15 protein-coding genes are annotated in these 12,573 nt (G+C 65.1%); 6 read left to right on the forward strand and 9 right to left on the reverse strand.

Annotated features, from left to right (window positions below; translation table 11 throughout):
- Positions 1-16 precede the first annotated feature (16 nt).
- From B7L68_RS00740 to B7L68_RS00755, 4 genes are read right to left on the reverse strand one after another with little or no spacing between them, the layout of a single operon-like run.
- Complete coding sequence (locus tag B7L68_RS00740) at positions 17-553, reverse strand: rhomboid family intramembrane serine protease (protein WP_081245766.1); 537 nt, start codon at positions 551-553, stop codon at positions 17-19.
- Positions 550-978: a PaaI family thioesterase gene (locus B7L68_RS00745; protein WP_081245767.1), complete on the reverse strand. Its 429-nt coding sequence runs from the start codon at positions 976-978 to the stop codon at positions 550-552. The genes B7L68_RS00740 and B7L68_RS00745 overlap by 4 nt, the downstream gene beginning before the upstream one ends.
- Before the next feature lie 28 nt (positions 979-1,006).
- Positions 1,007-1,813 (reverse strand): MBL fold metallo-hydrolase, encoded by an 807-nt coding sequence (locus B7L68_RS00750; protein ID WP_081245768.1) that lies wholly within the window; start codon positions 1,811-1,813, stop codon positions 1,007-1,009.
- A 20-nt stretch (positions 1,814-1,833) separates the two neighbouring features.
- Positions 1,834-2,742: a tRNA (guanine-N1)-methyltransferase gene (locus B7L68_RS00755; protein WP_238136254.1), complete on the reverse strand. Its 909-nt coding sequence runs from the start codon at positions 2,740-2,742 to the stop codon at positions 1,834-1,836.
- 124 nt (positions 2,743-2,866) lie between these two features.
- Here B7L68_RS00755 and tenA point away from each other — a divergent pair, with 124 nt between their 5' ends.
- Positions 2,867-3,520 carry a thiaminase II gene (tenA, locus tag B7L68_RS00760; RefSeq protein ID WP_081245769.1) on the forward strand — a complete coding sequence of 218 codons (654 nt, stop codon included), beginning with the start codon at positions 2,867-2,869 and terminating at the stop codon, positions 3,518-3,520.
- Positions 3,508-4,143, forward strand: coding sequence for a TenA family transcriptional regulator (locus B7L68_RS00765; RefSeq protein WP_081245770.1), 636 nt, complete (start codon positions 3,508-3,510; stop codon positions 4,141-4,143). Before tenA ends, B7L68_RS00765 begins: the two co-directional genes overlap by 13 nt.
- A 240-nt stretch (positions 4,144-4,383) precedes the next feature.
- On the opposite strand, the gene B7L68_RS00770 is transcribed toward B7L68_RS00765, so the two are convergent.
- On the reverse strand, positions 4,384-5,775 hold the full coding sequence (locus tag B7L68_RS00770; RefSeq protein WP_081245771.1) for an APC family permease: 1,392 nt from the start codon (positions 5,773-5,775) through the stop codon (positions 4,384-4,386).
- 62 nt (positions 5,776-5,837) lie between these two features.
- Between B7L68_RS00770 and B7L68_RS00775 the strand changes: the two genes are divergently transcribed.
- Genes B7L68_RS00775 through B7L68_RS00790 form a run of 4 tightly spaced genes read left to right on the forward strand, consistent with a single transcriptional unit; the run spans position 5,838 to position 8,882 of the window.
- On the forward strand, positions 5,838-6,059 hold the full coding sequence (locus B7L68_RS00775) for a hypothetical protein (protein WP_081245772.1): 222 nt from the start codon (positions 5,838-5,840) through the stop codon (positions 6,057-6,059).
- 20 nt (positions 6,060-6,079) lie between these two features.
- Positions 6,080-6,490, forward strand: a complete 411-nt coding sequence (locus B7L68_RS00780) for a secondary thiamine-phosphate synthase enzyme YjbQ (protein WP_081245773.1) — start codon at positions 6,080-6,082, stop codon at positions 6,488-6,490.
- Positions 6,487-7,494: a pyridoxal-phosphate dependent enzyme gene (locus B7L68_RS00785; RefSeq protein ID WP_081245774.1), complete on the forward strand. Its 1,008-nt coding sequence runs from the start codon at positions 6,487-6,489 to the stop codon at positions 7,492-7,494. Before B7L68_RS00780 ends, B7L68_RS00785 begins: the two co-directional genes overlap by 4 nt.
- Positions 7,491-8,882, forward strand: a complete 1,392-nt coding sequence (locus tag B7L68_RS00790; protein ID WP_081245775.1) for a gamma-glutamyltransferase — start codon at positions 7,491-7,493, stop codon at positions 8,880-8,882. Before B7L68_RS00785 ends, B7L68_RS00790 begins: the two co-directional genes overlap by 4 nt.
- A 348-nt stretch (positions 8,883-9,230) precedes the next feature.
- Here the strand turns inward: B7L68_RS00790 and B7L68_RS00795 are convergent, their stop codons facing one another.
- From B7L68_RS00795 to B7L68_RS00810, 4 genes are all read right to left on the reverse strand, one after another.
- Entirely contained in the window at positions 9,231-9,557 is a 327-nt protein-coding gene (locus B7L68_RS00795; protein WP_081245776.1) for a DsrE family protein, read from the reverse strand.
- A 29-nt stretch (positions 9,558-9,586) separates the two neighbouring features.
- A complete protein-coding gene (gene fen, locus B7L68_RS00800; protein WP_081245777.1) occupies positions 9,587-10,627 on the reverse strand; it encodes a flap endonuclease-1 in 1,041 nt (346 codons plus the stop codon).
- Positions 10,628-10,717: 90 nt separating this feature from the next.
- Positions 10,718-10,954: a hypothetical protein gene (locus B7L68_RS00805; protein ID WP_081245778.1), complete on the reverse strand. Its 237-nt coding sequence runs from the start codon at positions 10,952-10,954 to the stop codon at positions 10,718-10,720.
- A partial coding sequence (locus tag B7L68_RS00810) for a CDC48 family AAA ATPase (RefSeq protein ID WP_081245779.1) occupies positions 10,951-12,573 on the reverse strand: 1,623 nt, incomplete at its 5' end. The genes B7L68_RS00810 and B7L68_RS00805, both read right to left, overlap by 4 nt.

The following is a 12,573-nucleotide window of genomic DNA, read 5'->3' on the forward strand; positions in this document are numbered from 1 at the left end:
GGCTCCGCGGGGAGGCTCAGCGCGCCGCTCTGCGGGGCTCCAGCGTCCCCATCAGGAGGCCTCCGATTATGCCTCCCAGGTGGGCGACGTAGTTCGCGTTGGGCAGTATCGAGGAGGTGAGGAATACTGCGGCCAGAAACGCCAGCCCCACCCAGCTGATCTCGCGCGTGGTCGCCATCCCTCTGGCTATATAGAAGGCGAGGATGCCGAAGATGCCGCCCGAGGCGCCCGCCGACATCGTGTACGGCGGATATAGGAGAACCGTCAGGACGTTGCCCAGGACGCCCGACGCGAGGAAGACGGCGTATTCGTAGTTGCCGGCCTCGCTGCCGAAGATAATATATATGGCGTAGAGCGACACGGCGTTCAGAAGGAAGTCGATGAAAGACGGCGTGACGAACATGCCGGTCACCAGCTCGTAGTAGTAGCCGGAGAGCACCGCCCTGTTGTAGAGGACTAGGTACGGGAGCAACGTCGGGTCCGTCGCGTAGACGGCGAGGCCGACGGCGTAGCCGAGGGCGGTCAGGGCCAATATGCCGAGGGTGGCCCTCATCTGCCGGCGCCCACCTCGCGCCTCAAGATGTACCAAGTCCCCAGGGCCTTCGCTATGAGCCTCCCCGAGGCGTCCCTCACCTCGCCCTCGGCCGCGACGAGCCTCCCGCCCCTCCTAACCACCTGTCCGCAGACCCTGTAGGGCCCCTCCCTCCCGACCTCCAGGAAGTTGACCTTGAGCTCCACCGTGACCTGATCCGTCCCGTCGTTGACCGTGAGGACGGCCATGCCGAGAGTCTCGTCGAGCACGGCCGCTATAACGCCGCCGTGGAGCACCCCGCCCAGCCTCTGGACGTTCCTGCCGTGGCCGAACTCGGCGCAGGCCCTGCCCTGCGACACCTCGGTTATTCTGTACCCGATGAACGCCATCAAGGGCTCCGACTCCCAGATGACAGAGTTGGCCTTCTCGACGTCCAGCGGATACATTGCCGGAGAAGACGCGCCTCTTAAATAGCTATATCTCGAAGACGGCGCCGGCTCCCCCCGCCCTGGCCGCCCCGGGCAAAGCCGCCTGCAACGCGGCTATCCCGGACACGCCGGTGCAGTGGGTGCCTACGACCAGGCCGGGGCCTCTGGCCTTGAGGTACTCCGCGGCCTCCCTAACCCTGGCCTCGGGCAGCCCCATGAAGTGGAGCCCGCCGATGACTGCGTGGAGCTTGTCGGCGCCCGTTACCCTCAAGCCGTACTCCACTATGTTCTCCACGCCGGCGTGGCCGCAACCGGTGAGGGCGACGAGCCCCTTGGGGTGCCTTATGTAGAGAGCCATGTCGTCGGGCACGAGATCCGAGACGGCCCCGGTGTGCGAGGGCCCCCAGCTCCTCGGTATTTCGCCCGAGGCCCATACGCCTTCGGCGATCTCGTAGGGCTCCCTCACCAAGACCAGCTTCGCGCCCTTGGACTCTAGGAAGGCGCGGGTGAAGTCCACCCCTATCTCCACCTCCCCCACCTCGTCCTTTGCGTAGGCCTTCGCGAAGAGGTTCTCGTGGGCCACGACGGTCAGCGGCCTGGACCTCGCGTCGAGGAGCTTCCTGACTCCTCCGGTGTGGTCTATGTGCCTGTGGCTGAGCACCAAGACGTCGGGATCGTCTGGAGATATGCCGAGAGCCCTCATGTTGTTGAGCAAGGCGGTTCCCGAGAGCCCGGCGTCGTAGAGTATCCTCCAGTCGTAGACGTAGGCCGAGAAGCCCCACTCGCCGAGGAGCCTCAGCCTGAGGGAAGAGAGCTGGGTTAGGTAGTTGTCCACCAGTATCGCTATCCTCATGTCCTCGCAACCGCCGGAGTTTATATAGGTTCACAGCCGATCTCCACGTGGGCCTTCGCCGCGGCGAGCTCCACCGCCCTGCGGTCGGCCTTCAGCCACCGCGCCAGCTCGTCGGCCAGCGCCGGGTCGACGCAACGGCCGGCCCTCTGGAACTCCCTCATCAGCCTGTACACCTTGTCCCTCCTGGCCTGCGCCGCTATCACGGCCTCCTCGAGGGACAGGCCCGCGAACCTCACGGCGAGCACGATCTCTATTATCTTGTTGAGCCTGTCGGGGACCCCCACCGTGGAGCCCCTCAGCTCTATCCGGCAACGCCTGCCGTCGGGCACGCCTATCTCGGCGGCTATACGCGCCGTGGCGCCCTTGTAGATCCGCTCCTTGTCCACGACGCCGCCCACGACGATCTCGTCGGCGCCTCTCAGGAGCGCCTCGTCGGCGACGCAGGGGCCCTCGGGGTCCAGCACCAAGCCGTCCTGCGGAGGCGGGCCGCCGGCTATCGCCACTGCGTGCCTCATGCCCCTCATGGCTCTGCCGAACCTCTCGAGGAACTCGGCCGGCGCCCGCGTCAAGACCAGGTTGCCGTCCCACAGCTCCCTCCTCACCGAGGCGATCGCGGCGGCTATCTGCTCCACGAGCTCGTTCTTCTCGGAGTCCGTGTGTATGCTCCAGAGGCCTAGATCTATATAGATCTTGGGGAACTCGGGCGGCTTGAGCTCGACATGTACGGGCTCTGGACACGGCATGCCGGACCCCACGAGGGCCACGCCGTCGGGGAACCTGCAGAGCTTGTAGCGTCCCAGAAGCAGCCCGACGGCGGCGCATTGCTCCGGCTGGTGTCCGCATTTGAACCTACGCGGGTAGGCGAGCCGCTGGACGCCCATGCGCTCAAGCTCTCTGCGTAGCATATCGCCGAGTACGCCCACGGCCATCCCGACGCGTTAATAAATCATCTCTGGGGCGAGGCGCCGACCCCTCTTGAGGGGGCCGCCACGACCCAGCCTGGGCCCCTCGCCGCCGCTGTGAAAATTTATTAATGAGAATTCCATAAGCTATATGTCTCTGACGGAGAAACTTAGGCGTTCTGTCGACGACGTGTGGAGCGCCATATTGGGCCATCCCTTCGTGCTGGGCATATACAGGGGAGATCTCCCTCTGGAGAGGTTCAGATATTACGTCCTGCAGGACTACAGCTATCTCGTCGGCTTCGCTCGGGCCCTTGCGCTGGCCGCGGCGAGGGCCCCCGACGCGGAGTCCATGAGGACCATGTTGGAGCTCGCGTACGGCGAGCTCACGGGCGAGATGGCGAACTACGAGAAGTTGCTGGGAGAGCTGGGGCTCCCCATGTCAGACGCCGTGAGGACGGCCCCCAACCCCACCAACGTCGGGTACACGTCCTACCTATCCTCGACGTGTTCTCTGGGCACCTTCGGCCAATGCCTCGCGGCGCTTCTCCCGTGTTTCTGGACCTATCTAGACATAGCAGAGAGCCACAGGGGATTGCTGGAGGGCAACCCGATCCCCGTCTACAGAAGATGGGCCTCCGTCTATCTGTCCAAGGAATATAGGGCCTTGGTGGAGATGCTGAGGGCCCTCCTCGACCGCCTGGCGCCGCCGTTCGAGGAGGTCTCCGGGCCGTTCAGGACAGCCGCGCTCTACGAGCTGGCGTTCTGGGAGGCGGCCTACAGGGGGGAGACATGGCCGGCGTGATAGCCAGGCTCAGGGCCGAGATCGCCGGGCTGAACGAGAGGGTATTCGCGTCGCCCGTCCTGAGGAATCCCGATCTGGACTCGGTCAAGAGGTTCATCGCCAACCAGCTCTACATCGTCCCCCACGACCTCAAGGCGCTCTCGGCGGCGATGGCCAAGGCCAGATCCGACGACGAGATCTCCTTCGTCAAGTCGCTCGTCGACGGCGATTACGCGGCCGCCAGAGCCCTCGCCGAGATGGCGAAGGAGCTCGGCGTATCCTTCAGATGGGAGGCGCTCGACCCCTACGCAGTCGCCTACACGCACTTCCTCTCGTGGCTCGCCCTGAACGGCACGATGGGCGATCTCGCCGTCGCCATGACGGTAAATCTGCCGGTCTGGGGCGAGGCGTGCGCCCGGCTCTCCTCCTGGCTGAAGGCCAATGGGTTCAGGTCGACTGGGTTTCTGGACCTCTTCTCCGGGCCCTACGACGAGATGGAGAAAGCGGCGGAGTCCATAGCGGAGAGGTATTACGACTATCCGCGGTATCTATTCATCGCGCGGGCCATACAGTCCTACGAATGCTCCTTCTGGTTCTCGATATCCGGCTCCAACCCCGGCGAATGCGGGCGCGCGGTCGCCTAGCCGTCCCCAGGAGGCCTCGGCCGCCGGCGCTGACGGCCCCCACATAGATATGAGGAGGCTCTCCGCAAGGCCGGCCTGCGGAGAGGTCGGGCCTTAAGACGCTATGTCAAGATCTCGGGCCTAGGGGTCGTTGTAGGGGCGATCTGGGGCTGGGCGTCTTGCCCCTGGGTCAAGGGCTATCGGCGGATTCTCGGCTCCGCCGGCTCGTCCGGCCCTCCATCGGTCGGCACTAGGATACGTTCAGCGGCTCTGGGCCTCCAGGAGATAGTAGCGTATCGTGCTCAAGCCCAGCTTGCCCGCGGCCCTGCGCCACAGCGTATAGAGGAGCGCCGCAACCGAGAGCGCAACCCCGGCGTAGATGGCATGGGCGTATTGGGCCCTGCCTAGGGCGGTCAGATAGAGGGTGTATCCGAATATCGCCGTGCCGACTGCGGGCGCGGCTATCCCCACGAGAAACGCCCTCAGCCGGCCCGTCTTGGCCGGAGATCTGCGCAGATAGGGGTACAGGGCCACCTCCGGAAGTATGTGGTGCGCATACCACAAGATGGTGGCCGCCGTGGCGGCCAGAAGCCATGCCACCTCGGCGGAGGCGGGGCTTACGCCCAGCCGCCCGAATGCCGCCGTGGCTGTCGCCAGCGCCGCCGCCGACGAGGCCGCGAGGTTGAACAACGCGGCGTTCCTCGGCGCGCCGCCTCTGTCGAGGGCCCTTAGCCGCTTGCTCTCGATAAAGCCGTCTCTGGCCATGGCCCAGAGCAGCCTCGCGTGGGAGCCGGCGGGGCCTCCGTAGGCCAGAGCCGCCGGCGCGATGAACAACGGATATGCGGCGAGCAGCCACGCGGGGAGGTAGCTGGACCAAGCGTCCACGTAGGGCATGGCCGACTCGGCCAGGGCCCCGATGCGGTCTGGCGGCGCCGCGGCCACCACAGCGTATGCGGACAACGCGTAGAGCGCCGCCGAGGCGGATAACGCGATGATTACTCCGCGCCAGACGTCCCTCGCCGGGTTTTCTGCCTCCTCGCTGTAGAAGAGCGGCGTCCCGTAGCCCACATACATCCAGAAACCCTGCACGGCGGTCGCCGTGGCTACGCCTCCCCAGTCCATCGGCGCCAGAGGCGTCCAGGATCTATACGGCGAGACGGCCACGACGTATATATCGAGCGCCAGAGTGATCGATGTCGTGAACGCGAGGGCCGGCGCCAGCACGCCTCCGACGTAGCGGCGGGGCGGCGAGAAGGCGCCTACATACGATATGAGGAGGACGCCGACCACCGCGGCGGCCCAGGCGGGGAGGCTGCCCGTAATGCCGTAGACCACCCATCCGGCTTGCAGCGCGTTTTGAGTCTGCCACGCCACGTAGTAGAGGTAGTTGGCAACCGCGGTGTATTTCCCGGCCACAGGCCCCAGCCCCAGCTCGGCCAGCCCGTAGTAGCCGCCGGCGAACCGCGCCAGTCTGCTGTATTCGAGTATCGGCACGGCGGAAAGCATCACCGCGGCGTAGCCCAGCACCGCGGGCCATATCGCCGATTCGCCCGCGTATTTAACCAGAGGCGCCACGCCGATGGGGGCGCCGACCGGCAGAATCCCGGCGAGTCCCAACGCCGCGAGATCCCTTAGCCTCAGCCGTCTCTGCACTCCATAATGGAATCCCTATGTAATATCTCTTGCCCTTCTTAAATCGAGGACCGCGTATTTATATGAGGCTCGTGAGGATCAGATTCAGGCTGTACTCAAAGTCCAGGGGCGGCCGTAGCTATCCCTATATAGCGGGTTCCCTCACCCTCGGCGGCTGGGCGCTCTCCGACGAGGAGAGGAGGGAAATCCTGCGTAGAGGCGAGGTGGAGAAGGAGTTCGTGATCTTGACGAGGGAGGAATACGAGGAGCTTGCGGATCTGCCCTACGAGGTATACACTATTTAATATGGGGCTATTTTCCGTTGATGAAGGTCTACACTAAGGAGCTCCAGGTCAGGACCTCCTCGCGGAGGGCTCTCGTCAACATAACGGGCGAGGTGGAGTCCGCCGTCGCCGAGTCCGGCGTGTCGGAGGGCATAGCGCTGGCGTTTCTCACCCACGCCACGGCTGCCCTATTCGCCAACGAGGACGAGCCGAGGATACGTAGGGACTACGAGGCCCTCTTCGAGAGGCTGGCGCCGGCCTCGGGCGAATACGAGCACAACGCGATCGACGACAACGCGGATGCCCATCTCCTCTCGGCGCTGTTCAAGCAGTTCTACGTCTTCCCGGTGAAGGCCGGCAGGGTGGTCAGAGGCACCTGGCAGGAGCTGTTCTTGGCCGAGTTCGACGGGCCGAGGATGCGGCGTGTGGTGGTGGTCGTCGTGGGCCAATGAGGGTCGTCTGCATGCGTTGCGGCCGCGAGAGGGCTGGGGACGAGCTCCGTTGCCCCAGGTGCGGAGGCCCCTTTACCGTGATCGTCGACTTCCAGTATAGGGAGAAGGTAAGGGAGAACTTCCCCTACATAAGGCGCTGGATCTCCCTGGGGGAGGGCAACACGCCTCTGGTGGAAGTCGAGGGGGTTAAGTTCAAGCTGGAGTTCCTGAACCCCACGGGGAGCTTCAAGGACAGGGGGTCGGCCGTCCTGATATCGGCCCTTGCCGAAAGAGGCGTGAAGAGGATATCCGAGGATTCGTCGGGAAACGCCGGGGCGTCCATAGCCGCCTACGGAGCTCTCGCCGGCATGGACGTGGAGATATACGTGCCCGAGACGGCGCGCGGCGGCAAGCTGAGGCAGATAGAGGCCTACGGGGCCAGGGTGATGAGGGTGTCCGGCTCCCGCGACGACGTGGCGAAGTCCGCCGAGAGGTCGGGCGCCTACTACGCGTCCCACGTCTGGCGGCCCGAGTTCAGAGACGGGATAAGGACGCTTGCCTACGAGCTGGTGAGGGATCTGGGGAAGGCGCCGGCCGAGGTGTACCTCCCCACCTCCGCGGGCACGCTCCTTCTCGGGGTTTACGCAGGCTTCAAGCACCTCCTCGACTCGGGCGTTGTGGACAGGATGCCGACGCTTGTGGCGGTCCAGACCGAGCAGGTGAGGCCCCTCTGCGCGGCGGCAAAGGGCGAGGAGTACAAGCCGCCCGGTAAAGTGACGTCGATAGCCGACGCTCTGGTGTCGACCAACCCGCCCCTATTGCCGGAGATGGCCGAGGTCGTGCGGACGCACGGCGACTGCGTCTGGGTGACCGACGGCGAGATAGAGCGCGCCTGGCGTTGGCTGGCAAGGAGGGGGCTCCTCGCGGAGCCGTCCTCGGCCGCCGCGCTGGCCGGCTACTGGAAAAGAGGGGGCGGAGAGGACTCCGTGGTGGTGCTGACAGGCAGCGGGCTGAAGGCGCTATGAGCTGGGGCACCTCCATCTCGGTGGCCTCTGAGAGCTTCCAGGCCACCTATCTGGGCCTAAAGATACACGAGATGGGCGGAGGCGCCGGCGACGTCGCCGTCGCGGTTTCGCTCGCCCTTTCCTACCTCCTGCCCCACCTCAACGGCGTCGGCGGCGACTTCCTCGCGCTCTACGAGAAAGGGGGTTCGGTAAAGGCCGTCCTCGGCCTCGGCTGGGCGCCGGGCGGCATATCGGGAAGGCCCCCCGAGTCGGGCCTCCGCTCGGCGGTTGTGCCGGGCTTCGGTCGGGGCCTCTGGGAGCTACATAGGGCGTTGGGCTCCATGGAGTGGAGTAAGCTGGTCGGCTACGTCGTGGACTTCCTGGAGAGGCGCGCCGTGGTGCACCCCTCGCTGGCGGAGGCCCTGTCTAGGTCGAGGCTCGAGGGGCCGGGGGCGGCCCTCTACGCCTCGATACCCCGCGAGCCGGGGGCTCCCTACAGGGTCGAGCCGCTCCTCGCGCTTTACAGGATCTACGGCGAGCACGGGCCGGACGGGCTGTACGAGGCCCTTGCCGACTCGCTTTCCGGCGGCTACTTTTCCCGCGACGACATCCTCCAGTATAGGGCCGAGGTGAGGGACCCAGTATCGATGGAGTACCGCGGGTGGACGCTGTACGAGGCGCCGCCGCCTTCTCTCGGCTTCTCGGTTCTCCTGACCCTCAAGCTAGCCGGGGAGGGGCTTCCGCGGGAGCCCTTCTCCTACGGGCGCATAAGGGCCGTGGTAAGGGCGGCCAGAAAGGCGCATTGGGCGCGGGATAGATATCTCGGCGACGGGCCCGTGCCCGTGGAGGATCTGTTGCTGGGGCGCGTGGAGCTCGGCGAGTCTGAGTCGCCTATGCCCACCGGAGACACCACCTACTTCGCCGTGGCCGACAGGGAGGTGGTCATCTCGGCGATCCAGAGCATATACTACTCGTTCGGCTCTCGCTACGTGGAGGGGAGGTGGGGCGTCGTCCTCAACAACCGCGCGTTCGACTTCACCCAGGGGCCGAACGCCCCGGCCCCGAGGAAAAGGCCGGCCCACACGCTCTCCGCCGTCATAGCGGTAAGGGGCGACCTGACGGCGGCTCTCGGATCCAGCGCCGGACACTACAGGCCGGTCATCTACGCCCAGATGGTCCAGAACCTGGTGGACTACTCCATGGACATACGGAGAGTCGTCTGGGCGCCTAGATTCATCTGGGTCGGCGGATGGAAAGCGGAGGCGGAAAGGGGCTACGAGGCCGGCCCAGACGTCGACCTAGTGGAATATCCGTCGAGGCTCGGCGTGGCGGCTCTGGCCTATAGACGCGGGGGCTCCCTCGCCGCTGTGGCCGACATACGGGGGGACGGGGCGGCCGCCTCGGTCTAGGGGATATGAGGTTTGGGGCGGGACGAGGCCGCCGCCATCGCCGGGAACACGGTCGCCCCATCGGCCCATCCGGAGAGCCCGCACGTGCGGTCGTGCGCGGTCGCCGGAGGCGAAGCCGCCGTGGCGGTAGAGGGCCGATGGAGGACCTGGGCCCTCCTCGACGCGAGATCCAGCCCTCACCGAGCCGCCCTGGGCGGGCATCAAGGCATCCCCAGCCTCAGCCACCTCGGACGGCCGAGGGCCTGCGCCGCTCCGCGACCGCCCTTCGGGGCTCCTGGGGCGACGCCTATGACGTCGAGGAAAACCCCCGGCGCTTTGGGCGACCGCCCTATCTGGGGTCCAGCGGCGTTAAAACACCATGGGGACGTACCCCGAGTTGACGTAGTGGGCTATGCGCTCGCCTGCGGGCATCAGCTTGACCACCTTGGAGAGCTCCTCCTCTATGCCCCTGGCCTTCGCGTAGTTCACGCAGGCCGAGTCTACCGCGCCGGCCGACCTAAGCGCCTCGAAGGCCTGCCTGGAGGGCTCGGGGAGGCGCAGGAGCCTCTCTTGGCTGGGGCCGAAGAACACGACCTTCAAGTCCTCGTACCTCCTGGCGTCCAGGGACCTCGCGGCGAGGGTCAGCGCCAAGTCCATCTTCTCGTCGCCGCTCATTATCACGAACAGGGCCTTCATGGCGCTATGCACGCTATGTATTTAAAAATTTAGAAGAAGGAGTCGAGGGACGACGTCCTGGCCTTGCTCAGCGCGCGCCGTAGGCGCTCCAGCCCCTTCTCCACGCGGTCTCTGCTGAAGTCGTGCTCCTCCACCAATATCTCGAGGACCTTCGCCTCGTCGGGCTCCCTGAACTCCACCCTATATTGATCCGTGGCGGGCGGGTTGAGGAAAATCCGCCTGATCTCTAGGGGGTCGGCGGGCCACTGGACGCCCTTTAGGACGGTCTTGAGGGCGTTTTCCAACGAGCCGTGTTCCAGAATCGTCTTGAGGGCCCTCTGGGGGCCTATCCCGGGCACTCCGTCGGGGTTGTAGTCGGTGCCGAGGAGGATGGCTATGTCGACCAGCTGCTCTCTGGATTTGAGCTTGAGGGCCCTCAGGACCTTGTCCAGCTCTATGACCTCCGGCGGGACTTCGACGTACTCCTCGCCGACCTTCCTCTTGGAGGACACGGCGAGGTTTCTGACCAGCCTCGGCGCCCCGAACAGCAACGAGTCGTAGTCCTGGCTCCCGGCGCCCCAGACGGAGCCCTTGGCCGCCATATACGCCGCCTGCGCCTCGCCCTCGCTCGGCGCCTGCACCCACGGTATGCCCATCGCCGACAGGAGGGCCTTGGCGTCCTCGGCCATCCGGTCCGCCACGTAGACGACCCTCTTGGCGTACTTGGCCACATCCTCGGCCCTCCCCTCCGCCGCCGCCCTCTCCATCTGCTCCCTTGCCTTCTCCTTGGCCGCCCTCCTGGCCTCTATCTCGGCCCTCTTGAGCTCCGGCGGCTTCCCGTCGAAGACGTAGACGGGCCTTATCCCCGCCTCCACTAGGTTTATAGTCCTATAGAAAAGCCCGTTGAGGTGGCTGGTGACCCTGCCCCTCCCGTCCATGAGGGGGGTGCCGTCCGGCTGCCTTATGGAGGCAAGGAATTGATATAGGGCGTTGTAGGCGTCGAGGGCCACCGTCCGTCCCGCCAGTTGCTCCAGCTTCACCTCGCGCCTGGCCTCGGGCGGTATGAGCTTCCCCAGCTCTGTGACCCCCACGCCACTTATGCCGCACTATATTAATATTGGTCCCCCGCCCGCCGCGCTCCGCGGAGGCCGACGGGGCCGGGCCTCCGCCGCCGGCTCGGCCTAATGCCTCTTGACGACTTGATAGATCTCCTTGCCGCCCTTCACGAGCTTCCTCACGTGTATCCTCCCGTAGAGCTCCAGGACCATGAGCGCCTTTCTGATCTCGGCCTCAGTTATGTCGGGCCTCGCCCTCCTGAGGAACTCCTGTATCTCCTCCGAGGTCATCACCTCCTGCCTCTTCAGCTTGTAGATGGTCTCTATGACGTCGTTCACCAAGTCCACAGTTATGTTCTTCATAGATAGAGCGGAGGCGTCGCCTTCGCCTTGGCGGGAGGCTGCAGCTGCCTCGCCTTCTCCAGCCAGCCCTCGTAGAACTTCAACATGTCCGGAGTTATTGAGGGCTTCACCTTCGCCAGGGCGGCCTCGAAGTGCCTCATGGCCACCTCCTTGGCGTTTATATCCTCCCTCAACGCCATGAAGGTGGCCTCCCTCACGACCAGCTCTATGTCGGCGCCGGAGTAGCCCTCGGCCCTCCTGGCCAGCTCCTCCAGGTCGACGTCTTTGGCCAGAGGCACGTTACGCGTATGTATCAAGAAGATGTCGAGCCTCGCCTTGAAGTCGGGCGGAGGCACGTAGATTATGCGGTCGAACCTCCCCGGCCTGAGGAGCGCAGGATCCACCAGATCGGGGCGGTTGGTCGCCCCTATCACCACCACGTTCTCGAGGGTCCTTATGCCGTCGATCTCCGCCAGCAGCTGGGCCACCACGCGCTCGCTGACGAAGGCGTCGGCGCCCAGGCCCCTCGCGGAGGCCAGTGCGTCTATCTCGTCGATGAAGACGACGCAGGGAGCGGCCATCCTGGCCTTCTGGAATATCTCCCTGATCATCTTCTCCGACTCGCCGACCCACTTGGAGAATATCTCGGGCCCTCTGACGGCTATGAAGTTCGCGCCCGACTCGGTCGCCACAGCCTTGGCGAGGAGGGTCTTCCCCGTGCCGGGAGGCCCGAAGAGGAGGATGCCCTTAGGAGGCCTCAAGCCGAATTTCTTGAACGTCTGGGGGTACTTGAGAGGCCACTCCACCGCCTCCCTCAGCTCCTGCTTCACCTCCACCAGCCCACCTACGTCCTTCCACCGCACCTTGGGCACCTCTATGTGTATCTCGCGGAGGGCGGAGGGCACGATCTCCTTCATGGCGTCCGTGAAGTCCTGCATGGAGACCTTTATCTGCTCGAGGGACTCGGCGGGTATCGTCGGCTGGTTTAAATCCACCACGCCGCCCTGTATCGCCCTCCTCAGGGCCCTTATGGCGGCCTCCTTGGCCAGGGCCGCTATGTCGGCCCCCGTATAGCCGTGGGTCATCTCGGCCAGCTTCCTCAGATCCACGTCGGGGCTCAACGGCATGTTGCGGGTATGTATCTGGAGTATCTCGAGGCGGCCCTTGAAGTCGGGCGGACTTATCCATATCTCCCTGTCGAATCTTCCGGGCCTCCTCAGGGCGGGGTCCACGGCGTCGGGGCGGTTCGTGGCGCCTATCACCACTATCTGCCCCCTCTCCTGCAGCCCGTCCATGAGGGTGAGGAGCTGCGCCACGACCCTCTTCTCCACCTCGCCCGTGACCTCCTCCCTCTTGGGCGCTATGGCGTCTATCTCGTCGATGAAGACTATGGCCGGGGCGTTCTTCTTCGCCTCGTCGAATATCTCCCTCAGCTTCGCCTCCGACTCGCCGTAGTACTTCGACATGATCTCCGGCCCGTTTATGGCGATGAAGTAGGCGTTGGCCTCGTTGGCCACGGCCTTGGCCAGCAGGGTCTTGCCGGTGCCGGGAGGCCCGAAGAGGAGGATGCCCTTAGGGGGCTCTATGCCCAGATGCTTGAACAGCTCCGGATGGCGCAGAGGGAGCTCCACGAGCTCCCT

Origin of the sequence: Thermoproteus sp. CP80, assembly GCF_002077075.2 — an archaeon.
GTDB lineage: Archaea > Thermoproteota > Thermoprotei > Thermoproteales > Thermoproteaceae > Thermoproteus.

Coding starts and splice junctions, on each gene's coding strand:
- B7L68_RS00740 (WP_081245766.1), bottom strand. CDS start 553: ATGAGGGCCACCCTCGGCATATTGGCCCTGACCGCCCTCGGCTACGCC.
- B7L68_RS00745 (WP_081245767.1), bottom strand. CDS start 978: ATGTATCCGCTGGACGTCGAGAAGGCCAACTCTGTCATCTGGGAGTCG.
- B7L68_RS00750 (WP_081245768.1), bottom strand. CDS start 1,813: ATGAGGATAGCGATACTGGTGGACAACTACCTAACCCAGCTCTCTTCC.
- B7L68_RS00755 (WP_238136254.1), bottom strand. CDS start 2,742: ATGGCCGTGGGCGTACTCGGCGATATGCTACGCAGAGAGCTTGAGCGC.
- tenA (WP_081245769.1), top strand. CDS start 2,867: ATGTCTCTGACGGAGAAACTTAGGCGTTCTGTCGACGACGTGTGGAGC.
- B7L68_RS00765 (WP_081245770.1), top strand. CDS start 3,508: ATGGCCGGCGTGATAGCCAGGCTCAGGGCCGAGATCGCCGGGCTGAAC.
- B7L68_RS00775 (WP_081245772.1), top strand. CDS start 5,838: ATGAGGCTCGTGAGGATCAGATTCAGGCTGTACTCAAAGTCCAGGGGC.
- B7L68_RS00780 (WP_081245773.1), top strand. CDS start 6,080: ATGAAGGTCTACACTAAGGAGCTCCAGGTCAGGACCTCCTCGCGGAGG.
- B7L68_RS00785 (WP_081245774.1), top strand. CDS start 6,487: ATGAGGGTCGTCTGCATGCGTTGCGGCCGCGAGAGGGCTGGGGACGAG.
- B7L68_RS00790 (WP_081245775.1), top strand. CDS start 7,491: ATGAGCTGGGGCACCTCCATCTCGGTGGCCTCTGAGAGCTTCCAGGCC.
- B7L68_RS00795 (WP_081245776.1), bottom strand. CDS start 9,557: ATGAAGGCCCTGTTCGTGATAATGAGCGGCGACGAGAAGATGGACTTG.
- B7L68_RS00805 (WP_081245778.1), bottom strand. CDS start 10,954: ATGAAGAACATAACTGTGGACTTGGTGAACGACGTCATAGAGACCATC.